The sequence below is a fragment of the Candidatus Methylobacter oryzae genome (assembly GCF_003994235.2).
Lineage (GTDB): Bacteria > Pseudomonadota > Gammaproteobacteria > Methylococcales > Methylomonadaceae > Methylobacter_A > Methylobacter_A oryzae.
In genome coordinates this window covers 15,746-37,478 of record NZ_RYFG02000108.1, presented here as the reverse complement: position 1 = coordinate 37,478, position 21,733 = coordinate 15,746, and the positions used below count along the sequence as shown (strand labels likewise).

22 protein-coding genes are annotated in these 21,733 nt (G+C 47.3%); 12 read left to right on the top strand and 10 right to left on the bottom strand.

All coding sequences use genetic code 11. The features are described 5' to 3' along the window. Positions 1-3 precede the first annotated feature (3 nt). Positions 4-1,224: a UbiH/UbiF/VisC/COQ6 family ubiquinone biosynthesis hydroxylase gene (locus EKO24_RS15205; RefSeq protein WP_127028240.1), complete on the top strand. Its 1,221-nt coding sequence runs from the start codon at positions 4-6 to the stop codon at positions 1,222-1,224. Between the two features lie 205 nt (positions 1,225-1,429). Continuing rightward, on the top strand, positions 1,430-1,978 hold the full coding sequence (locus EKO24_RS15200) for a hypothetical protein (protein ID WP_127028239.1): 549 nt from the start codon (positions 1,430-1,432) through the stop codon (positions 1,976-1,978). A gap of 167 nt (positions 1,979-2,145) precedes the next feature. On the opposite strand, the gene EKO24_RS15195 is transcribed toward EKO24_RS15200, so the two are convergent. The 3 genes from EKO24_RS15195 to EKO24_RS15185 are packed head-to-tail and all read right to left on the bottom strand — an operon-like array spanning position 2,146 to position 4,393. Next, the gene (locus EKO24_RS15195; protein ID WP_127028238.1) at positions 2,146-2,532 is read right to left on the bottom strand and encodes a DUF1987 domain-containing protein; all 387 of its coding nucleotides are present in this window, start codon (positions 2,530-2,532) and stop codon (positions 2,146-2,148) included. 9 nt (positions 2,533-2,541) lie between these two features. Then, positions 2,542-3,096: a SiaB family protein kinase gene (locus tag EKO24_RS15190; RefSeq protein WP_127028237.1), complete on the bottom strand. Its 555-nt coding sequence runs from the start codon at positions 3,094-3,096 to the stop codon at positions 2,542-2,544. 16 nt (positions 3,097-3,112) lie between these two features. Further along, positions 3,113-4,393: a SpoIIE family protein phosphatase gene (locus EKO24_RS15185; RefSeq protein WP_127028236.1), complete on the bottom strand. Its 1,281-nt coding sequence runs from the start codon at positions 4,391-4,393 to the stop codon at positions 3,113-3,115. Positions 4,394-4,991: 598 nt separating this feature from the next. On the opposite strand from EKO24_RS15185, the gene EKO24_RS15180 reads away from it, so the two are divergent. Then, on the top strand, positions 4,992-6,092 hold the full coding sequence (locus EKO24_RS15180) for an L-dopachrome tautomerase-related protein (RefSeq protein ID WP_127028235.1): 1,101 nt from the start codon (positions 4,992-4,994) through the stop codon (positions 6,090-6,092). Between the two features lie 94 nt (positions 6,093-6,186). Here the strand turns inward: EKO24_RS15180 and EKO24_RS15175 are convergent, their stop codons facing one another. Both EKO24_RS15175 and EKO24_RS15170 read right to left on the bottom strand, forming a co-directional pair. Further along, on the bottom strand, positions 6,187-6,366 hold the full coding sequence (locus EKO24_RS15175) for a hypothetical protein (RefSeq protein ID WP_127028234.1): 180 nt from the start codon (positions 6,364-6,366) through the stop codon (positions 6,187-6,189). Continuing rightward, on the bottom strand, positions 6,363-7,286 hold the full coding sequence (locus EKO24_RS15170; RefSeq protein WP_127028233.1) for a LysR family transcriptional regulator: 924 nt from the start codon (positions 7,284-7,286) through the stop codon (positions 6,363-6,365). Before EKO24_RS15170 ends, EKO24_RS15175 begins: the two co-directional genes overlap by 4 nt. 262 nt (positions 7,287-7,548) lie before the next feature. Between EKO24_RS15170 and amoA the strand changes: the two genes are divergently transcribed. From amoA to EKO24_RS15145, 5 genes are all read left to right on the top strand, one after another. Then, entirely contained in the window at positions 7,549-8,301 is a 753-nt protein-coding gene (gene amoA / locus EKO24_RS15165) for a bacterial ammonia monooxygenase, subunit AmoA (protein ID WP_127028232.1), read from the top strand. 11 nt (positions 8,302-8,312) lie between these two features. Further along, positions 8,313-9,551 carry a bacterial ammonia monooxygenase, subunit AmoB gene (gene amoB, locus EKO24_RS15160; RefSeq protein WP_127028231.1) on the top strand — a complete coding sequence of 413 codons (1,239 nt, stop codon included), beginning with the start codon at positions 8,313-8,315 and terminating at the stop codon, positions 9,549-9,551. Positions 9,552-9,569: 18 nt separating this feature from the next. Further along, positions 9,570-10,367 carry a bacterial ammonia monooxygenase, subunit AmoC gene (gene amoC / locus EKO24_RS15155; RefSeq protein WP_277752509.1) on the top strand — a complete coding sequence of 266 codons (798 nt, stop codon included), beginning with the start codon at positions 9,570-9,572 and terminating at the stop codon, positions 10,365-10,367. 85 nt (positions 10,368-10,452) lie between these two features. Then, on the top strand, positions 10,453-11,676 hold the full coding sequence (locus tag EKO24_RS15150) for an MFS transporter (RefSeq protein WP_127028230.1): 1,224 nt from the start codon (positions 10,453-10,455) through the stop codon (positions 11,674-11,676). A gap of 70 nt (positions 11,677-11,746) precedes the next feature. Further along, positions 11,747-12,127, top strand: coding sequence for a tautomerase family protein (locus EKO24_RS15145; protein ID WP_127028229.1), 381 nt, complete (start codon positions 11,747-11,749; stop codon positions 12,125-12,127). 502 nt (positions 12,128-12,629) lie between these two features. Here EKO24_RS15145 and EKO24_RS15140 read toward each other — a convergent pair. The 3 genes from EKO24_RS15140 to EKO24_RS15130 all read right to left on the bottom strand — a co-directional run bounded on the left by EKO24_RS15140 (position 12,630) and on the right by EKO24_RS15130 (position 15,778). After that, positions 12,630-13,943 (bottom strand): S41 family peptidase, encoded by a 1,314-nt coding sequence (locus EKO24_RS15140; protein ID WP_127028228.1) that lies wholly within the window; start codon positions 13,941-13,943, stop codon positions 12,630-12,632. Positions 13,944-14,013: 70 nt separating this feature from the next. Continuing rightward, positions 14,014-15,132 (bottom strand): murein hydrolase activator EnvC family protein, encoded by a 1,119-nt coding sequence (locus EKO24_RS15135; protein WP_241674570.1) that lies wholly within the window; start codon positions 15,130-15,132, stop codon positions 14,014-14,016. Positions 15,133-15,244: 112 nt separating this feature from the next. Beyond that, positions 15,245-15,778, bottom strand: a complete 534-nt coding sequence (locus tag EKO24_RS15130) for a hypothetical protein (RefSeq protein ID WP_136949091.1) — start codon at positions 15,776-15,778, stop codon at positions 15,245-15,247. A gap of 323 nt (positions 15,779-16,101) precedes the next feature. Here EKO24_RS15130 and EKO24_RS15125 point away from each other — a divergent pair, with 323 nt between their 5' ends. The 4 genes from EKO24_RS15125 (at position 16,102) to EKO24_RS15110 (ending at position 18,593) form a co-directional block, all read left to right on the top strand. Beyond that, positions 16,102-16,419 (top strand): ArsR/SmtB family transcription factor, encoded by a 318-nt coding sequence (locus EKO24_RS15125; protein ID WP_127028225.1) that lies wholly within the window; start codon positions 16,102-16,104, stop codon positions 16,417-16,419. Positions 16,420-16,458: 39 nt separating this feature from the next. Beyond that, positions 16,459-16,902, top strand: coding sequence for a rhodanese-like domain-containing protein (locus EKO24_RS15120; protein WP_127028224.1), 444 nt, complete (start codon positions 16,459-16,461; stop codon positions 16,900-16,902). 42 nt (positions 16,903-16,944) lie between these two features. After that, positions 16,945-17,412, top strand: coding sequence for a protein-export chaperone SecB (gene secB / locus EKO24_RS15115; protein ID WP_127028223.1), 468 nt, complete (start codon positions 16,945-16,947; stop codon positions 17,410-17,412). Between the two features lie 182 nt (positions 17,413-17,594). Further along, positions 17,595-18,593, top strand: a complete 999-nt coding sequence (locus tag EKO24_RS15110) for an NAD(P)H-dependent glycerol-3-phosphate dehydrogenase (RefSeq protein ID WP_127028222.1) — start codon at positions 17,595-17,597, stop codon at positions 18,591-18,593. A 111-nt stretch (positions 18,594-18,704) separates the two neighbouring features. Here the strand turns inward: EKO24_RS15110 and trmL are convergent, their stop codons facing one another. Further along, entirely contained in the window at positions 18,705-19,175 is a 471-nt protein-coding gene (gene trmL, locus EKO24_RS15105) for a tRNA (uridine(34)/cytosine(34)/5-carboxymethylaminomethyluridine(34)-2'-O)-methyltransferase TrmL (protein ID WP_127028221.1), read from the bottom strand. Positions 19,176-19,177: 2 nt separating this feature from the next. Then, positions 19,178-21,679, bottom strand: coding sequence for a glycogen/starch/alpha-glucan phosphorylase (locus EKO24_RS15100; protein WP_127028220.1), 2,502 nt, complete (start codon positions 21,677-21,679; stop codon positions 19,178-19,180). Between the last annotated feature and the right edge of the window lie 54 nt (positions 21,680-21,733).

Here is a 21,733-nt window from a genome sequence, read left to right as displayed (position 1 = left end):
GCAATGACCGATCGTTATGAAGTGATAGTCTGCGGCGGCGGCATGGTCGGGGCGGCAACGGCCTGCGCCCTCGCACACGGCGGCATCAATGTCGCGCTGTTGGAGCGTTTTAACCCGGACCGGCAATGGCCGCCGGAACCTATCGATATCCGCGTCTCGGCCCTAACCCAAGCCTCCCGGAATATACTGGAAATGCTGGGGGCTTGGCCGGGCATGGTGCAGCGCGGTGTTTGCGCCTACCGGGACATGCGGGTTTGGGATGCCCGTGGCGGCGGCGAATTGCATTTCGATTGTGCCGATACCGCATTCTCCGAATTAGGCCATCTGGTTGAAAACAGAGTCACCGTTGCAGCCCTTTGGGATATGCTGGATACCTTGCCTTCGGCCACGTGCATCACGCCCGCTAAAGTTGTCGATATGCAAGTTGATGAAAACGGCCGGCAATTACGGCTGGAAGACGGCCGGATTCTTGCCGCCGACTTGGTGATCGCCGCCGACGGACGCGATTCCGTCTTAAGAAAGATGGCCGGCATTGAGGTCACCGGCTGGGAATATCACCAGGATGGCCTGGTCGCTACGGTAAGCACCGAAAAAAGCCATCAATTCACCGCCTGGCAACGCTTTCTGGATGAAGGCCCGCTGGCTTTTTTACCGCTAAAAAACGGGCAGTCTTCGATTGTCTGGACTTTAAGTTCGGAAACGGCAAAAAATCATCTGGCGCTTGCCGATCAAGATTTCCTGCAAGTTCTTGAACAAGCTTCCGCTGGAATCTTGGGCAAGATGCTCGACGTAGGCCCGCGCGCGGCATTTCCTTTACGCTTTCAATACGCAAACCGCTATATCGATCAGCGCTTCGCTCTCTGCGGCGATGCTGCTCATGCAATGCACCCTCTAGCCGGGCAAGGCGTCAATGCCGGTTTGTTGGACGCCGCCGCAATTGCGGAACTGATCATCCAAACCAAACAAGAAAAAAGGCCGTTATCCGGTTCGCGTTTTCTTCGCCGTTATGAACGCTGGCGTAAAGGCGACAATCTACTCATGATGTCGAGCATGGATGTACTGAACAAAACCTACGCTATGAGCGCACAGCCCTTCGCTAACCTGCGCTCGATAGGAATGGATACAATTAATAATACGGCCTGGTTAAAGTCTTATTTCAACCATTACGCGATGGGCCTGCGTGCCGACTTACCGAAACTGGCAAAAAAACAGATAGCCTGGTAGCCGCCGGACTTAGCGCTAAGTATCGGACAGATTTGCAGTTTTTTCGAATTAGAGTTTTCCCTACCCTCTGGCTTCTGGTATATTCCGGCACTCGCTGTACGGCTCCTGCTTGTATTATATAAAGCTTGCTTTACCTGCTGCCCAGCGATGTTTAATTTTAAAACTATAAAAAGAAAAATTAACTTTTAAGAGGAGGAGAGCCATTATGACTGAAGGGTTGTTTATATTAACTACCATCTTTGTCGCCTATGTTGTTTATGTAGTTATAGACGAACAAAAAGCAACGACTAAATCCAATGCGCCAACGGCAAAACCCGAAGCGAAAGCAACCGCTATAGAGCAGCCAAAACCGGAAACTGCGGTTATAAAAGAAAAACCGGCCGAAACAAAAACCGTTGTCCCTAAGGCTGCAGCAACAAAATCAGTAACAACCAAAGCGGCAGCGACTAAAACAACCGCCCCGAAAGGAACGGTCAAGACTTCTACGGCTAAAACCGCCGCTACCAAAGCTGCTGCCGCTAAAAAAACCACCGCAGCAACTCCGAAGGCTAACGGATTAAAAAACCCGAAGACAGGCGAAGTTGCGACGACTTATGGCAATTATCGATTTACTAAGCGCTGGATAAAAGACGCCCTGGTTGAAGAGGGATTGTTGGAGAAGATCTATACAGCCAGTCAGTTGAATGCCGAGACTGAAGCCAAAATAAAAGAGGCCATAGCAAAACTGGAAGCCATGGACAAATATAAAGCGTAATGATCGAACCGCTGAATGCACTATAAAGGGAAGCCTGACAGCTTCCCTTTTTTATATCACAGAAACACCGCTCTTTAGGGAACCATAAACAGGATTGCCTGTCGGCAAACCTGTTCAATGACTGGCATTGCTCATAGATTCGTTAGCTATTCAGCTTGAAAACATGACTATGCCAAGACTACCGCATTAAAATCAATCCAGGTAAAGTCTTCCTGAACATCCTGACCCAATTCCAAAATCGTGTCATCGTCTTCATCGTGATGCCAATTCAACAAAACACTGTTTGGATGAGCTTTGGCATATTCGTTCAATAATTCAAACATGCTGTAAAAGACTTTTGTACTGACACTGTTGAAATACGTAAGTTTGAAATTAAATTCAACAGCATCGCCGTTCAATGATTTTAAATGGCTTTGCAGTTGCCGAAGAATAGGCCGGAAAAATTCGACGCCATTTTCAGGATAAGCTTCGCCGGACATGCTCAGCGTATTGCTTGAAAATTTAAAATTGATTTCCGGTGTATCGGAAGTCGCCGGGATATATATGTCAGTCATGATAGCTCCTCAGATAGTCGCTTTGAGATAAAAACAAGACAATTCATTTTCAAAACCTACCGCCTCTCTAATGGCGTATTGGATAGGTTCGACTGAATCTCTTGCCAATGTTAAGAATCCAAGACCCGCACCTTTGCTGATTGTGTCGCTGCTGTGCCGATCATTTTTTAATTGCGTACGGTAAGCTTGCCTGATTTCGTCGGCGCTCATTTCCAGAATAGGATCAATCTTCTCGCGTATACGTGCTTCATGCTGTTTTTGAATAAAATTCGCACAGATAACAAAATATTTATCGTCTTTCTTTCCGACAATAATCGAGCCTTCCTTGGTATCATCGGAACCAGGCGCACGGGGCGAGTAATGCAGCGCATTTTGTATCATTTCTATGAATGTTGAGAATAACTTGCGGGACCTGGCTCCCTTTTCATCCTGAATTTGCAGTTTTTGTTTTAACGAGTCACTCATGGTGGTGATAACATTCTGCGAAAGGATGCCGCTGTAATAAAAAACAATACCGTTAGCATCGGCTTCTTCGCGGAATACGGTAAACAGATCGATAAGCATAAAATTTTCCGGTTAATTAATATCTGAATCCCATCAGGCAGACGTCGTCGCGCCGCTTCTGCTTGCCCTGATAGTCGTAATAAGCTTGCATGACAATGACCTCCTGCTCCTGCATGGGCTTGAGGTAATTGTCCTGAAGCAAGGCCGAGAAGCGTTTTTTACCAAAAGCGATTTTCTTTGGTCCGCCAATCTGATCGACAAGACCGTCGGTAGTCAGATAAATGCACATCCCCTTGTCCAACAAAAGTTCCTGGTTTGTCCATTCGTAATCCATCGGCGTATCAACATACCCTACCCCTTTGCGATCGGGCTCCATTAACTGCATGTTCGATGATGTGCTGTCTATATAAAACAATGGAGTTTTAGCGCCCGCATAAGTCAGTGTGTTGTTTTGCGTATTAACCCAGCAGAAAGCCGTGTCCATGCCATCGTCGGATTGACCGTTCCGCTTTGCGGAAAACCTGTCGCTATCAAAACCCTCGGCAGCCGGCTGACTTATTTGACCAAGCGCCAATTTGACCTTTTTATTCATTATCGCTAGCGCACCGGCAGGATCGTGACGATTATCTTCGACCAGGATATGGTCGAGAAACGAGGCCATGATCAATGTCATAAATGCGCCGGGAACGCCATGGCCGGTACAATCGATTAATGCGAGAAAAAATCCGTCGTCGAATTTCTTGCAGAAATAATAATCGCCGCCCACTTTATCGCGCGGCTCCCAATGCATGAAATAGTCCTGCAATACCGCACTCATGTCTTCTCTTGACGAACGCAGGAAAGACTTTTGGATGACGCTTGCGTAATTAATGCTTTCGGTAACGAGCCGGTTTTTTTCCGCTTGTAAAAAAGATACGACTTTAACCAAATCTTCGCCGCTGCCCAGCCCTAGGTAATCGCCATTTTCATCGATGATAATAAATCCGTCGTTCAGCGTTTTCCGGCCGGAACCCAACACTTTAAAGCTGAGTTCTTGAATACTCATATTGTTGTCAACAATAAGCGGATCTTTGTCCATGAAAGCAATGCAGCTTTTGCGGTCGAATAAATCATGGTGAAAAGGTTTCGCCAAACCTTCCATGAAAATATTACGGGTGATCAAGCCAATCGGCTTGTTATCTTCTATCACGGCAACTGAAATCAGGTCGGGATGCTCATTCAGCAGATTGGTAACTTCCAAGTTAGTTTGCTGAGGCGACACAGGGGGACAAATTCTTAGAAGACTGCTGGCAATATACTCCGCCTCAATTTCGGACAGGCCTGCTCTCGATTGGTTTAACAAAGATTGATCTAACATTAATTTGCCTTTGCGCTGAAAATTAAAGCTGAGTTGAGCAGCTTGTCTGCTCAACGAAACTTATGCCCTTTGGGTATAAAGCTGAGTTGAGCAGCTTGCCTACTCAAACAAAACTTATGTCCCTTCACCTATCACTTTGCTTAAATAGCACGTCATACCGGCATAAACTGCCGGAATGACGTATTGAATAAACTGATAGGTATTAAACTTATGCCCTCTGGGCATAACTAACGATAAATCACTTTTATTACAATATGATGAACAGGAGCTTATTAAAACTGTCCGCTTAACCGTTGTGTATTCCGATGAAGTCCACCACTGATTTCAAGCGGCAAACAGCCACTTGTTCCGATACGACCCCAGCCAGGTTTTGAATGCCAGAATTCGGCCATTTTCTGCCGGTCGCGACTGGCTGCTTTATGGCGATGAATATGGCCAAATGAAGTTCGGCAATATGCTAAGCCTAATTTTATTTAAATATCCACTCTCGTCTCCAACCTCACAAAATTTATAAATACCGCCATGAATAAAGATCATTTAACAGACTTAACCCGGCAGAGTAATGTTTTCAATGAATCTTGTTCAATTGGAGTTATTTATGAACACCCTCGTTAAAGTCACAGCACTTTTATTGCTGTGCGCATTTGAAGCCGAAGCGGCAGCAAGCCCCGAGTCAAAATTCAACATCATCGCCAACCTTGATGCCGGTCCGGGTAATGTCACCGTTACCGATAACGGCCGTATCATCATCAGCATGCATCAGTTTTATCAGCCTAAATATGTAGTGGTTGAATATAAAGATAATGCATTGATGCCGTTTCCTAATAAAGAACTGTCGGATTCGGATTCAATATCGAACCTGAAACTGGATTCCGTGCTCGGCATTCGATCGGATGCCGATGGCATTGTCTGGATGCTGGATAACGGCATGCGTAACGGCGTCACCCCTAAGCTGGTCGGTTGGGACACTCGCAGCAATAAGCTGCATCAGGTCATCCATTTGCCGGCACCGATAGCGCCGAAGGATGCTTTTGTTAACGATTTTGCAATCGACACCAAACACCGGCATATTTTTATCAGCGACCCGGCCGGTGGCGCCAATGCCGCGCTGATTGTCGTCAACCTAAGCACAGGAACGGCAAGACGCGTGCTTGAAGCCCATCACAGCGTTATTCCTGAGCCGGTCGATTTGGTCATCGATAATGTACCGGTCCAAGTGAAAGATAAAGCCGGGAAATTGCTTCGGCCTCATATTGGAGTCAATCCGATTACGGAAGACATGAACAACGAATGGGTTTATTTCGGTCCGATGCATGGACTGAGTTTATACCGGATAAAAGCGGACGATCTGGTCAACGAAAACCTGGATGCGAAAATGTTGGCAGACCGCGTTGAACGCTACAGCGATAAACCGATTTCGGACGGCATCACCATCGACAAGGATAACAATATCTATTTGGGCGAGCTGGCGGCCAATGCGATTGGCGTGATTTCGGCCGATAAAAAATACCAACGGCTGGCACAGTGTCCGCGCTTGTCATGGGTGGATTCGTTCAGCTTCGGACCTGATGGGCAATTGTTTGCGGTGGTCAATCGACTGCATCGGTCGGCAATGCTGAACGGCGGCGTATCGGCATCGAAACCGCCGTATTATTTGTTACAGATAAAAGCCTTGGCTGGCGGATTGCCGGGACGATAATCAACATTTTCTCTTTAATCACAAATTTTTTATTCGCCACGAGGGACACGAAAAGAGTGAAACCACCTCGAAATGCCGGATATGACACTGCCGGCTAGAAACTGACGACTAATATTTTTTCGTGTATTTCGTGGACAATGCCTAATATTAGTTCTTTATACCCATAGGGCATAAGTTTCGTTTGAGCGGACAAGCTGCTCAACTCAGCTTTATAGCCAAAGGCCATAAGTTTCGTTTGAGCGGGCCAGCCGCTCAACTCAGCTTTAAAACTCATGAGCCATTCATGTTCCGGCCTATCTCTACGATTTTGTCACGCAGCCAAAGATGGGCCGGATCTTTATCCTGTAACGGATGCCAAATCATCACTAGCTCGTAACTGGGAAGTTCAACAGGCACCGGAAAAATTTCCAGCGGCGCAAATTTTTTAAACTGCTCGGCAATCCGGTAAGGCAGCGACAAGATCATATCGGTTTCGGCAACGATCAGCGGTGCGGAAAGAAAGTGCGGGACGATTAATTTGATGCGCCGCTCCAAGCCTAGTTCCGCCAATTTTTGATCGATTAAGCCGACATTGCTGCCGGTCCTGGAAATCAACATGTGGGACGCGGCCAGGTACTCTTCCAACGACGGCGGTTGTGTTAGCAGCGGATGATCCTGCCTGACCACGCAGGCCATTTGGTCGTTGAATAAATGCTCGCAGTGTAAATGAGCGGGCGGCTTTAACACCGATTCAAAACCGAGCACGACATCGAGGCTGCCGTTTTCCAACTGTGCGACCGGAAACGACGATTCGGTGCGTTTAACGTGAAGATCAACGCCGGGGGCAATTTGATCGATCAATCCCGATAACGCCGGCATTAACAGCAGTTCCATGTAATCCGTGGCCGCAAGTACGAATCGCCGTTGGCTGGTTCCTGCTTCGAATTCCAATGGCGGCTGGATCAGTTGCTCCACCTCAGTTAATAAGCTTCTGACCGGTTCGATCAAGGCCAGCGCTCTTTCGGTCGGCTTCATTCCTGTCGGCGTTTTAACCAGCAGAGGATCGTCCAATTGTTGCCGCAGCCTTTGCAAAATATGGCTCATCGCCGATTGCGTAATGAACATGTGTTCCGCAGCGCGGGTCACGTTCAACTCCTGCATTAGTACGTCGAAAGCCACCAATAAATTCAGGTCAAAAGTTCTTAAATTAGACATTCGGAGATCTTTCAGAGTTGGTTTGACAACGATTAGCATAACAAAAACGCAGTCTGCGCCGGCCATGAATTGTGTCGATGATGCAATGAAATTTATACATTTAACACGGCTCTGTTTTCAACTTACTGTATCACTCAAGCGTGTTGTTTAGCTTGAGCCGGTCCAGTTCCCCCTCAATGGTTGGTCGACAAAATTTACAACACGCTGACTTTTTGGATAGGCGAGCCAGCCTTATCTATTGCTATTGATAGGAGAAACAATTATGTCAGCAACTATTTCAAACCGGTCTTTTCGGCCGTATACCGGAGAAAAGGCGCGGATTAGCCGCGCTTACGATTACCTGATCCTGGTATTGGCTCTTTTCCTGTTTATCGGAGCCTTTCATCTTCATTTTGCGCTGACTGTCGGCGACTGGGATTTCTGGGTGGACTGGAAGGACAGACAATACTGGCCGTTGGTGACACCGTTGATGGGGATCACTTTTCCGGCTGCTGTTCAGTATGTCATGTGGAATAAATTTCGTCTGCCGATGGGCGCTACGTTGTGCGTTGCAGCGTTATTGATAGGTACTTGGGTTACCCGCATCTTCGCTTATCATTATTGGAACTTTTTTCCGATCAACATGGTTTTACCGGCCACGATGTTGCCGGGCGCATTGGTTCTGGACTTTATCCTGATGCTGAGCAATAGCCTGACGGTAACGGCCATTTTTGGCGGTGCAGCGTTTGCGTTGCTGTTTTACCCCAGCAACTGGCCCATCTTCGGCATGTTCCATGTGCCTGTTGAGCAGGGTAACGGGCAAGTGACCGTCGCCGATCTGTTCGGTTTCCAATACATCCGCACCGGCATGCCGGAATATTTACGCATCATCGAACGAGGCACTTTGCGAACCTACGGCCAATATGCGACGCCGCTGTCGGCATTTTGTTCGGCGCTGTTATGCACGCTAATGTACACCTTATGGTGGTATATCGGCAAGTGGTTCTCGACAACTCGTTACCTTAACAAAATCTAAAGGGAGGGTTTATGAAAATGATCTTAGCCAAAACCTTAATGTCGTTCTGCCTTGTTTTTTCCGTGTACTTGATGGATGTCCGGACTGCCATGGCCCATGGTGAGAAAGCCTTGGAGCCTTTCATCAGAATGCGCACCATCCAATGGTATGACGTGCATTGGTCGAAACAAGCTTTCAACGTCAATGAAGAAATCAGTGTCAGCGGTAAATTTCATGTCGCCGAGGATTGGCCTATCGGCGTACCGAAACCGGAAGCCTCATTTTTAAACATATCGACACCGGGGCCGGTGTTAATCAGGACCGAACGTTACCTGAACGGCAAACCCTGGACTAATTCAGTGGCTTTGGAACCGGGCGGCGATTACGATTTCAAGGTCGTGCTGAAGGGGCGTTTGCCCGGCCGCTATCATATCCATCCATTCTTTAACTTGAAGGATGCCGGACAAGTGATGGGGCCTGGCGTGTGGCTTGATATAGCCGGCGATCCGTCGGACTTTACCAATCCGGCCAAAATCATAAACGGCGAAGTCATCGATATGGAGAGCTATGGTTTTACCAACGGGGTTTGGTGGCATGCGTTCTGGGGCATATTGGCAACAGCCTGGCTATTATGGTGGGTGCGCAGACCCTTGTTTATACCCCGTTATCGCATGCTGGAAGCCGGTATGGAAGATGAGTTGATCACGCCGCAAGATAAGCTGATAGCCAAATCGGCGATGGTCGCCGTACCGGTCATGGTATTGGCCTTTAATGCGATGGCGAATAATAACCTTCCCAACACGATTCCTCTACAAGCGTCTTTAGACCAGATTTTACCGCTCCCTGCTAAGGTTAATGCCGGTATCGTCAATGTCGATACGTTAAAAGCCGAATACCGCGTAGCGGAACGGGCGATGAGGTTTGACTTGAAAATCGATAACCAAAGCAATGCTCCTCTTCATATCGGCGAATTTTCGACAGCCAACGCGTATTTTTTGAACAAAGAGTTGCCGGTAGCGCATCAAGATCTTTCGGATAGTTCGAGCGTTTCCGAGGAAGGCATGAGTTTGGATAATAACGACGCGATCAAACCGGGCGAGCAGCGCACCCTGACGATGGTTGTCAAAGACGGCTTATGGGAATCCGAAAAACTGGACGGTTTGATTCGCGATGCGGATAGCCGAATCGGCGGCCTGCTGTTTCTCTACGATCTTACAGGCAAACGCTATATATCGAGCATTACCGCCGCCGTCATTCCAAAATTCAATTAACCTCATCAGGAGAACATCATGGCACTATCATCCGAACAATTAAAGGCCGCGCTGCCTGGGCAATTAAAAGCCCCGCTTGAAAAACTGGAGAACGCGCCCTGGTATTTAAAAGATTTGCCCACTTACCTAAAAGCTTTCGGCATGCTCACTGTGATCTACATTGGCTTACGTTTGTATCAAGGCGAGTTTGCCGTTTCCGCCGGACTGGATTCCTATGAACCCGCCTTCGAGCAATACTGGATGCGTTTGTTTTATATCGAGCTGGTAATTATTACGCTATTTACGACGGGTTTATGGGGCTATTTATGGCTTTCACGGGATCGCAACCTGGATTCGATCGCCCCTAAAGAGGAAATTCGCCGCTATTTCACGTTGACCATGTGGATTAGCGTTTACACCTTTGCGGTCTACTGGGCCGGCAGTTATTTTGCCGAACAGGATAATTCCTGGCATCAGGTGGCGATTCGCGACACGCCGTTTACGGCCAATCATATTATCGAGTTTTATTTCAATTTTCCGCTGTACGTCATCTTAGGCGGAAGCGCCTGGGTTTATGCCCGCACCCGCTTGCCGCTGTATGCGAAGGGTATTTCGCTGCCGTTGACGCTGGCGGTATTCGGGCCGTTTATGATCCTGGTCAGTGTCGGCTTCAATGAATGGGGTCATACTTTCTGGTTCAGGGAGGAATTTTTCGCTGCGCCGATTCATTGGGGGTTTGTGATTGGCGTTTGGTTTGCGTTGGGTGTCGGCGGGATATTGCTTCAGGGCGTGACTCGCTTGATTGAGTTGCTTGATGGTCTGGAAGACGCGCCGTGATTTGTAGATAGCGGAGTTCCTCATTCTCACGCGTTGCGTGGGAACGAGATCATTTACTTTAACCCTTTCGGATGCGCCGCCAATCATGACAACCACTAAACCTGCCGGCATTCATTATGCCTGGGCCGTACTCGCCGTTACTTTCACCTGTTTGTTTGCGGCATCGGCGCTCCGATCCGTTCCGGGCATCATTATGCTGTCGCTGGAACATGAATTTAACTGGAGCCGGGAAACAGTCAGCGGCGCCGTTTCGGTCAATCTGCTGTTATTCGGGCTTGCCGGTCCTTTTTTAGGCAGGCTGATGGATTTGTACGGAACCAAAGCCGTCACGCTGATAACACTCACCCTGGTGACTTTAGGTGCAGGCGGCAGTGTTTTGATGCAGGAACCCTGGCAACTGTACCTGTTTTGGGGCGTAATCATAGGCGCCGGTTCGGGAGGAACTTCAATCGTGATGGGATCGGCCGTGGTTAATCGCTGGTTTCGGCAACGGCGCGGCCTGGCTTTGGGGATTTTGGGGGCGGCTTTTTCGTCTGGCCAACTTATTTTCACGCCGATTATCATGAACCTGAACATTCACTTAGGTTGGCGGGCGGTAACGCTGTTTATCGCTTTAATGCTGGGTTTGGTCGTATTGCCTCTGGTCATGATGTTCATGGCTAATAATCCCGGCTTAAAAGGATTGCAGCCTTATGGCGACAATGGGCATGCTGCGCCTGAGATGCCGCCTGACCCAAGCCCGATGGGTTCTGCAATGGCCAATCCACAGTTTTGGTTGCTGGCTTTTAGCTTCGGTATCTGCGGCTTTACCACCTCAGGCTTATTTCAGACGCACTTGATTTCTCACGGCATCGAGCACGGTTTCCCGGAAATGACCATGGCCGTATCCTTAGGCCTTATGGGCGCAACCGATATTGCCGGCACCATTTTTTCCGGTTGGTTATGCGATCGCTTCGGCAAGCGCTGGCCGCTGGCGATTTATTATGCGCTTCGCGGTATTTCACTAATGTTATTGCCTTATGTGGAATCGACCGGGCAATTGATGGCCTTTTCCGTGGTTTACGGGCTGAATTGGTTGTCGACGGTTCCGGCAACCTCAGCGCTTACAGCGGATCTATTCGGCAAACAAAATGTCGGGGTCGTTTTCGGCTGGATCTGTTTTGCCCATCAAATCGGTGCCGCGTTAGCCAGCTACGGAGCTGGTTATTTGCATGGTTTGTTCGGGAACTACACCTTGGCCTTTATGACCTCCGGTCTTTTTGCCTTAGCGGCTACCGGGCTTGTCGTGAAGATACGGGAAGAAATATAAATTTATTGCCGGTTCATAGCTTATTTCACGCAGTTAAACTGCTTCGCTAATAAAATCAGGAAATATAACAATGCCCTTAGTTCGCATCTCGTTAATGAAAAACAGGCCGAATGGCTTTGGAAAAAAGGTTGGCGCAATCATCTACCAAGCTATGGTCGATACCATCAATGTGCCGGTGAAAGACAATTTCCAGATCGTAACTGAACACGATAGCGATACTCTGATCTATGATCCGACTTATCTCGATATCAAACGAACCGATGGAATTATCATCATACAAATAACGCTGAATGAAGGACGAACTACTTCGTTAAAGAAAGCGCTCTTCAACACTATCGCCGACCGGCTCCATAGGGAGCTCGGCGTCCGAATGGAAGATGTTATGATCAATTTGGTTGAAGTTAAAAAGGAAAATTGGTCTTTCGGAAATGGAATAGCGCAGTATGCTTAACAGTGGATGTAATTGAATGCAGGTCGTAATTGGCCGCTTTATGGCGTTGAATAAAGTTCGGCTTGGGGTCGCAGAGCGACAGTCGCAACAATGTAAAAATTCTGACGAATATGCAAACGCTCAACAATGGCTATTCTTCTAATAGTTACTAATCAATTACTTACAAAGAATAGCGTCACAACAAATGCAATCATCTATCTTTATGCGGGGAAGTCCGTATTGCAATGGTTTATCGAAAACCGTTGAATTTCAACAATAAGCAAAGTGTAAATAGCCTAGACGGCGCAAACGGCCTGTTCTGGCACAAAAGATTTACATGCTGGCCGTATAAATTGGTATTCATAAGACTTCTTGCTTTGGCGTAGCAAGAAAATCGCTCGGCAGATATTTTAATGACTGGACCTGTGTTAACGACCCAAAATACAAAACGAAAAAACCCGGATTTCGGCAAATATTTATATCTGCCAAAATCCGGGTGTTGATTGTCGCTACAAGCTAAAGCTTATTTTTTAATAATACTAATGCCTTTCAACAAAGTCAGAGCCTGATACAAAGGATAGTCTTTCTCCAATGTCTCTTTCTCTTTCTCCTGAACAGCCTCCAACTCAACCTTGCCTTTGCTGTTTTGTAAATGGCGCGACAAATCGACTTCTTTAACCGGTTTGAATTCCGTTTTTTCCAATGACTCCAGCTTAACGCGGCCCAAAGTAATATCCGGCTCTATACCCTCGGCCTGGATAGATCGTCCTGAAGGCGTATAGTAGCGGGCTGTGGTCAGCTTAACTGCCGCACCGTTACTGGTTGGCAATATAGTTTGCACCGAACCTTTACCGAATGATTTTTCACCCATGATGACGGCGCGCTTTTGGTCCTGAAGTGCTCCAGCCACGATTTCGGAAGCCGACGCCGATCCGGCATTAATCAACACAACTATCGGAGCCCCGTCAATCAGATCATCGGGAGCGGCATTAAAACGCATCTCCGAATTTTCAATACGTCCTTCGGTGTAAACGATCAGACCGCTCTTTATGAAGGCGTCGCTCACTTCAACTGCCGCGTTTAACACTCCGCCCGGATTATTCCTTAAATCAAGCACCAAGCCTCTTAAATTAGCAGCGTTTTCCTTCTTCAGCGCAGCTAGAGCCTCTTTCAGGCTTTCTCCTGTTCCTGATTGAAAACTACTGATCCGTACATAACCGTATCCTTTTTCCAGCATCCGGCTTTTCACGCTTTTAACTTTTATGATGTCGCGGGTTATGGTTATTTTTAAAGGCGCTTCGACCCCTTCGCGAACAACGGTAAGCAAAATCTTGCTACCCGGCTCGCCGCGCATCAACTTGACAGCATCCGCCAAAGTCATGCCTTTCACCGGCTGGTCATCAAGCCTAACAATCAAGTCGCCGGTTTTAATGCCTGCTCTTTGCGCGGGAGTATCGTCAATAGGGGAAACGACTTTAACAAAGCCGTTTTCCATCGTAACTTCAATACCTAAACCGCCGAACTGGCCGGTTGTACCTTCTTTAAGCTCCTGATACTCATCGGCAGCCAAATAAGCGGAGTGAGGATCGAGCCCGCTCAACATGCCTCGAATGGCATCCTCCAATAGCTTTTTATCGGAAACGGGTTCTACATAATCCCTTTTAATTCGGCCAAAAATTTCCGTAAACGTGCGTAGCTCCTCATAAGGCAAAGCCTCCGTTGTGTCGGCAACAGGATCGGCATTATCCCGCTCGGCGAGAACACTGCCGCAGATGCCCATAAAAACGCCCAGCATAATCCCTAAGGACAAAATGAAGATATTTTTCTTTTTTAACATGTACCTTAAAACTCCAACACTCGATTTCCTAAAACATGGCCATTAAACAAGCTAACTAACTTGATCCCGATTATTTTCGGCACCACTCAAGCGGATCAACCGGCTTACCTTTGTTACGTATTCCAAAATAAAGTCCGGAGCGGCTACGACCTCCGCTTTGCCCCACTGAAGCAACGACTTCGCCTGCATCCACCCACTCACCGGCCTGCCTATATAAACTTTGATTAAAGGCGTAAAGAGTCATGTAGCCTTGACCGTGATCGATAATAATCAATAAGCCATATCCACGTAGCCAATCGGAAAAAACCACTTTTCCGCTGGTAATCGCATGAATCTCCGTTCCCTCACTCGCGTCAATTAACACTCCATCCCAAATATTTTCAGTACTTTCGGCTCGCACACTGCCGAACTTATTGGTCAACCGACCTTTCACAGGCCAAGGTAACCGGCCCTTAAGTGAAGGAAAATCACCTTCAAGCTTAGGAAAACCATTCCCGGAATCGGGCGAATTCTTAACTGGCTCAGGCGAAACCTCGGCGGCCTTGCTAAGCATTTTTGAACGTTCAACCTCAAGATTCAGGTCATTGTTCGATCTTTGCAGCGAAGATACCAGATTTCTCAGCTTATTTTCACTGTCTCTCAAATGAATAAGTTGTTGTTCATTTGAAGAAAAGCCGCTTTTTAATTGCTTCAGCAATTCGGCCCTTCGTTTTCTAACGCCATCTGCCGCTATCTGTTCTGATTTTTTTTGCTCCAGGCTTTTCTCTAAAAGCTCGGTTTCCTGCTGCTGCTGCTTACCCAGTCGGTCAAGGCGCTGCATAGATTCGGAAATACCGGCTAATTTTGTCAGACGGGCCTTATTAAGATAGTCGTAATACACAACCATCCGGCTGGATAATGCAGGATCTTGCTGGTTAAGCAGCAGCTTCAATTGTTCCTTTTGCCCCATTGCGTAGGCAGCTTTTATTTGACCGGCAAGTTCTTTGTTCTGTTTAGCGACTTCATCCTGAAGACTCTGTTTTTCCTGCCGGATTCTAATCAAATTTTGCCGTTTTTGCTCTACCTGGCCTTGCAGTGTTCTTAATAAAGCGGCTGTCCTTCCATAAAGTTTCTCAACTTCACCTAGCTGCGTATTTAAAGTATTTTTTTGCAGCTGAATACGCTGCATATTTTGATCGGCCGCTTCCATGCCCGATTGAACTTCAGTTAGCTCTTCGTTGTTTTCCGAGACTTCCGCATTACTTTTATAGACACACAGACTCAGTAAAATACAAAAAACCAGCTTCTTTCTCATCCAAAAATTAGACAGATCTAATGAGAGACCGGCCAGTCATTTCAACGGGTTGAGAAACGCCTGACATCGCCGGCACAGTTGAAAACAAAGTAAACAAACTGCCGCTCGCATACACCGAAGAAACTGAAGTCGTAGTATGCGCCGCTTGCGGCTTCCCTGTTTCCTTATCAACCATCTGCTCAATATTGCCATGAGCGGCAGTTATCAACATTTGTACGCCTACCGACAAAGCCTCAAGCACACGCAGTAATGAAGCATCAAGCGCTTTCACAGCCAAGATTGCTACATCCATTATGTCGGCATGCTCTACCGTACCGCAATTAGCATAATTACGTATATCAACCATTGCATTGTTAACTTTGGATAAATCTTGAGAATCGTAACGAACCGTATCGGTATGAAAATCGCCAACTTCCGGGTTATCCATTTCTCTACCGAGTAATCCTACGACAGAACCGGAACAACTGAAAGTCACGGAACAATCTTTTTGTAACTCATCCCAGTTAGTCTTTGCAATGGCATTGCTTTCTTTGTCCAACAAGTAACCGAACCCGTCAAGGATCGCTAATGCCAGTGGCTTTGGTCGATTTAGCACTTTAAATTTATCTCGGGATACTAAAAAAATTTGTACTACTACCTTATAAAATAGGCGACTTTGTCCCCCATTTTATTCTTCATTACCAAAAATGGCCGTAGTGATGTATTATTTTGCCAGATTCACTGGTTTTTCATATTTTTTGGTAACATACCAACTGCATCAAATAACCATTATATTAATACACGTTGACAACAGTTGTGTATAAATAATTCTTCACGAGTTCTTTTTAATCGAATTCAAGAAGCCGGAAATATTAAGTCGACCTAATGAAAGTTGAAAATCCGCAGCACGATTTATATAACGATACTGAAATAGTCAAAGCTGCTCTCTGCCTGAAGGCGATGTCACATCCATTGCGTTTAAAAATTTTATGCGTTCTGGGCAGCGACTCAATCTGCGTACAACAAATTGTCGATCAGGTTGGCACCAGTCAAAGCAATATTTCCCAACATCTGGCAATTCTGAAAGAAAAAAATATTCTCGGTTCTAAAAAACAAGCCAACCGTGTTTATTATTTTATTGACGACGCCCGTATGCTACAGCTGATAAAAATGATGCGGGATGTCTTCTGCTCCAGTCACTAATTCGTCTTTCCCCATTTACTTAACTTTACACATTTATCCATGGACCGTTATCTAGAATTCATTTTAAATCACTACGTATTATCTCTCGCTATGGCTGTCGTTAGCTATTTGTTAATTCAGGAATTTTTCGACACCGCATTCAAAAAGTTCAAGCACATTTCACCGTTGCTGGCTGTCGCCAAAATGAACGATAGTGATACAATTGTTATCGATGTTCGCGAGCCGGACGAGTTTGTTAAAAGCCATATAGAAAATGCAGTCAGCATTCCGCTAGGCAGCCTGCCGGACCAGCTATCTAAACTGGGAGCTCATAGAAGTAAGCCAGTCCTTATCGCCTGCCAGACAGGGACCCGTTCAGCGTCGGCCGGAAAGATATTGACCAAAGCCGGTTTCGAGCAAGTCTTCGTTATTATCGGCGGCATGCAAGCTTGGGAAAACGACTACAAGTTACCTATAAAATCGGCCAGCAAGCATAAAAACTAAATCCCGGTTGAAAACTTAAACCTTATTCATAAAAAACTCATTATGTCCGAAGAAAGCAACGCAGTAGAAAAACAATTTTCGATACAAAAAATTTATGCCAAAGACATGTCTTTTGAGACGCCTAACTCCCCTAAAGTGTTTATCGAAAAATGGGAGCCTTCTGTCGAATTTAACCTGGGCACCAATGTCCAGCCTTTAGAAAATGCAATGTATGAAATCACCCTTATGGTGACCATCACTGTAAAAAACGGCAACACAACGGCCTATCTTGCGGAAGTCAATCAAGCCGGCATTTTCCTTTTAGAAGGTTTCTCAGATGCGGAAATGGGGCCGATGATCGGCAGCTTTTGCCCAAACATCTTGTTTCCTTATGCAAGAGAAGCTATTTCCGACCTCGTTATAAAAGGCGGATTTCCGCAAATGCTGTTAGCCCCGGTAAATTTTGACGCTTTATACGCCCAACATTTACAGCAAGCACAACAAGCGCCCGGCACAGACACGATTAATTAATCCGTCCGCGCTTATACCCGGTTTCGTTTGAACAGACAAGCTACTCAACTCAGCTTTATACCCACAGGGCATAAGTTTCGTTTGAGCAGGCAAGCTGCTCAACTCAGCTTTATACCCAAAGGGCATAAGTTTCGTTTGAGCGGACAAGCCGCTCAACTCAGCTTTATCGAAGAGTTCGTCTGATGAATAAAAAAATAGCCGTTCTGGGCGCAGGCTCATGGGGAACGGCTCTGGCAATTTTGGCAGCTAGAAATGGCTGCCAAACGCTATTATGGGGCCACAATCCTAAACACATGGCGTTGCTTACACAGGATCATGAAAACAAGCGCTATTTACCCGGCTGGATTTTCCCTGAAAACCTCACCATTACTTCCGACTTGGCTGACGTCAGCGCTTTCTGCAATCTAGTGCTAGTCTCGGTACCTAGCCACGCCTTTAAAGATACGTTGATCAAGCTTAAAACACACCTATCCAATGGCTTACAAATAGCTTGGGCTACTAAAGGTTTTAATCCCGATAACGGCTCCTTACTGCATGAAGTCGTAGCAGACATATTCTCTCCGCAAACGCCGGCAGCCTTGCTTTCAGGCCCCAGCTTTGCAGCAGAAGTAGCGGCTGAGCTACCGACCGCCATTACTATTGCTTCATCCCAACCGGACTTTGCCAATCATTTGGCCGACATCCTGCATAGCGAGCGATTCCGGACTTATACCAACTCGGACCTGATTGGCGTAGAAGTCGGTGGCGCGGTAAAAAACGTCATGGCGATAGCCGCCGGCATTGCCGACGGGCTTGGCTTTGGCGCCAATACCCGCGCAGCACTGATTACGCGAGGACTTAATGAAATCATCCGCCTCGGCGTCAAACTTGGCGGCCGGCAGGAAACGTTTATGGGCTTGGCAGGGCTGGGCGATCTTATTCTGACGTGTACCGACAATCAATCCAGAAACCGGCGTTTTGGTTTGGCCTTGGGACAAGGCAAGGATACAGCGGCAGCCATACAGGAAATCGATCAGGAAATCGAAGGCATCTCGGCAGCAAAAGAAACTTTTTTGCTGGCTAAAAAATACGGCGTAGACATGCCTATCACCGAACAAACCTACAAAGTTTTATATGAGGGCTTAACGCCGCTGGCCGCCGTACAAAACTTATTGGCCAGAGAGCAAAAAGCCGAATCGTAGATAAAGAACAACCAGCGAGTAAGACGGCTCTGACTTTTATCTGTGTTAAGCAGTCAGACCCGTGCCATCTGAGTACTCTTTCCTAACAGCGGAGCATCGTTCCCGCCCCAACTATTTTACCGCCGCCCCCGCAAAACCCGTTTGCCGCCAAGCCTCGTACAAAACAATAGATACCGTATTGGACAAATTCAGGCTCCGACTTTCCGCCTGCATCGGTAAATACAGACATTGTTCGGCGCCTAATTCCGCTAAAACCGCTGCCGGCAAGCCGCGTGTCTCAGGGCCGAACAAAAAAGCATCCTGAGGCTGAAAGCTCACATCGCTGTAAACTTTCGTGCCTTTGGTAGTCAGCGCGAAAATTCGCCCCGGCTTAATAGTGTCGATAAAATCAGCCAGTGAATCGTGCTCTTTTATTGTCGCCCACTCGTGATAATCCAGCCCTGCCCTGCGCAGCTTCTTGTCATCCAATTCAAATCCCAAAGGCTTGATCAAATGCAATTGCACGCCGGTGTTTGCGCAAAGCCGGATAATATTCCCGGTATTAGCCGGAATTTCCGGCTCAAACAAAACGATATGAAACACGCTCAAAGCTTGATGCTGACCGGCGCCAGCTTCCAAATCTCATCGTTGTAATCGGTAATGGTCCTGTCCGTAGAAAACTTACCGCTGTTCGCACAATTTAAGATACTCATCTTGATCCAATTTTCCTGGTCCTTATAAGCCGCTTCCACACGCTTTTGCGCATCGATAAAGCTGCGAAAATCGGCTGCGGTCATCCAAGGATCGAAAGGGCTTTTTATTGATGCCAAAACGTCGTCAAAAAGTCCCGGCTCGAATTGATTAAAGTGCCCGCACTCAAGCAATCTGATGACCCGGATTAAATCCTCGTCCTGACTAATAATCGCATTAGGATCGTAATGACGGCGCATTTCTTCAACCTGCTCTTCGGTCAGGCCGAACAGGAAGAAATTCTGGTCGCCGACTTCTTCGCGGATCTCGATATTCGCTCCGTCCAATGTCCCGATAGTCAAGGCACCGTTCATCATAAACTTCATGTTGCCTGTGCCCGAAGCTTCCTTACCTGCCGTTGAAATCTGTTCGGAAAGATCGGCGCCCGGACAGATTTTCTCCATCGCGGAAACCCGGTAATTAGGCAGAAAAACCAACTTCAATTTTCTGCCGACGTCGGGATCGGAATTAATAACGCCGGCGACATTATTGATCAGCTTGATGATCTTTTTCGCCATGTAATAGCCGGGCGCGGCCTTACCGCCGATCAATACGCAACGGTCCGTCCAGTTTGCCGTGTCGCCGCGTTTAATGCGGTCGTACAAATGAATCACGTGCAATACATTCAGCAATTGGCGTTTATATTCATGAACGCGCTTAACCTGGACATCGAAAATCGCATCGACATTAAAATCAACGGCATGGTCATGCTTCTTGTAATCGATCAGTTTTTGCTTTGCGTCCTGCTTGATTTCTCGCCAGCGCTGGCGGAACTGCTTATCTTCGGCATAAGGCTCAAGCTTCTTTAACAATGACAAATCGGTCAACCAGCCATCGCCTATGGTTTCGGTGATCAGTTCGGCTAATTGCGGATTACACGCGGCCAGCCAGCGGCGGGGAGTCACGCCATTGGTTTTATTGTTGAACTTCTCCGGCCAAAACTCATAAAAATCGCGGAACAGGCCTTGCTGCAATAACTTCGAATGCAACGCGGCAACGCCGTTAACCGAATAACTGCCGACGATAGCCAAATAAGCCATCCTGACGTATTGCTCGTTGCCTTCCTCAATAATAGACATGCGGGTCAACCGGCCTGTATCGCCAGGCCAATGAGCGGAGACTTCGGCCAGGAAATGAGCGTTAATATCGAAGATGATCTCCATCAGCCTTGGCAACAACTGCTTAAACAGGTTAACCGACCAGCGTTCCAGCGCTTCCGGTAATAAAGTATGGTTCGTGTAAGCCATAGTCTTACGGGTAATCGCCCAGGCCTCATCCCAAACCAAACCGTGAACATCCATCAGCAGGCGCATTAACTCCGCCACTGCGATGCTCGGGTGCGTGTCGTTTAACTGAAACGTATTCTTCGCCGCAAATTCGGTAAAATTATTGCCGTGACGGCCGACCCAGGTACCGATCACATCCTGCAAGCTGGCGGAAGCAAGCAGATATTGCTGGCGCAAACGCAGTTCCTTGCCGTTTTCATTGGCGTCATTCGGATACAGCACCATCGTAATATTTTCAGCCGTATTCTTTGCCGCGACCGATTCCGCGTAATCGCCGGCATTAAACTCCTGCAAATTAAACTCTTCGGTCGCTTGCGCCTTCCATAAGCGTAATGTGTTCACCGTATCGTTCCGGTATCCGGGAACCGGCGTATCGTAAGGGACCGCGAGTATATCCTGCGTGTCTACCCAACTGGTCCTTTTATTGCCAATCTCATCAATATGCGATTCGGTGCGTCCGCCGAATTTAATCCTGACCGTGTATTCAGGGCGTTCAATTTCCCACACATTGCCGTTACGCAGCCAATGGTCCGGCTTTTCCACCTGCTCGCCATTAACAATATCCTGCGAAAACATCCCATATTCATAACGCAGACCGTAACCGGTAACCGGTAGCTGCAAGGTTGCGCAACTATCGATAAAACAAGCCGCCAGACGCCCCAAACCGCCGTTGCCCAAACCGGCATCCGGCTCGCTTTCAACCAGTTCTTCAAGCTCAAGGCCCAGATCGTACATCGCTTGTTCAACCGCATCGGTAATGCCCAGGTTCAGCATCGCATTACTTAATGTGCGGCCCATTAAAAATTCCATCGACAAATAGTAAGCTCTCTTACAATCCGTCTCTTTGTAGGTATTGAATGTTCTTTTCCAGCGTTCTATCAGCCGGTCGCTGATAGCCATCGATAGCGCCTCATAGGCATAATGCGGAGAGGTATTGTTTTCGTCCCGGCCCAGACGATGACTGTAATAACGTTTGAAATCGGCAATAAAGTCCTGCTCAGTCATGCCCAAATCGGGAAGCGCGGTAATGGTGGATTTTGGTTTACTGGTTTTGAAACTTTTATGAGGCATATTTTTTAGAATTACAGAGTTGGTATCGGGTTGATGTTAACTATTTTTTGTTAT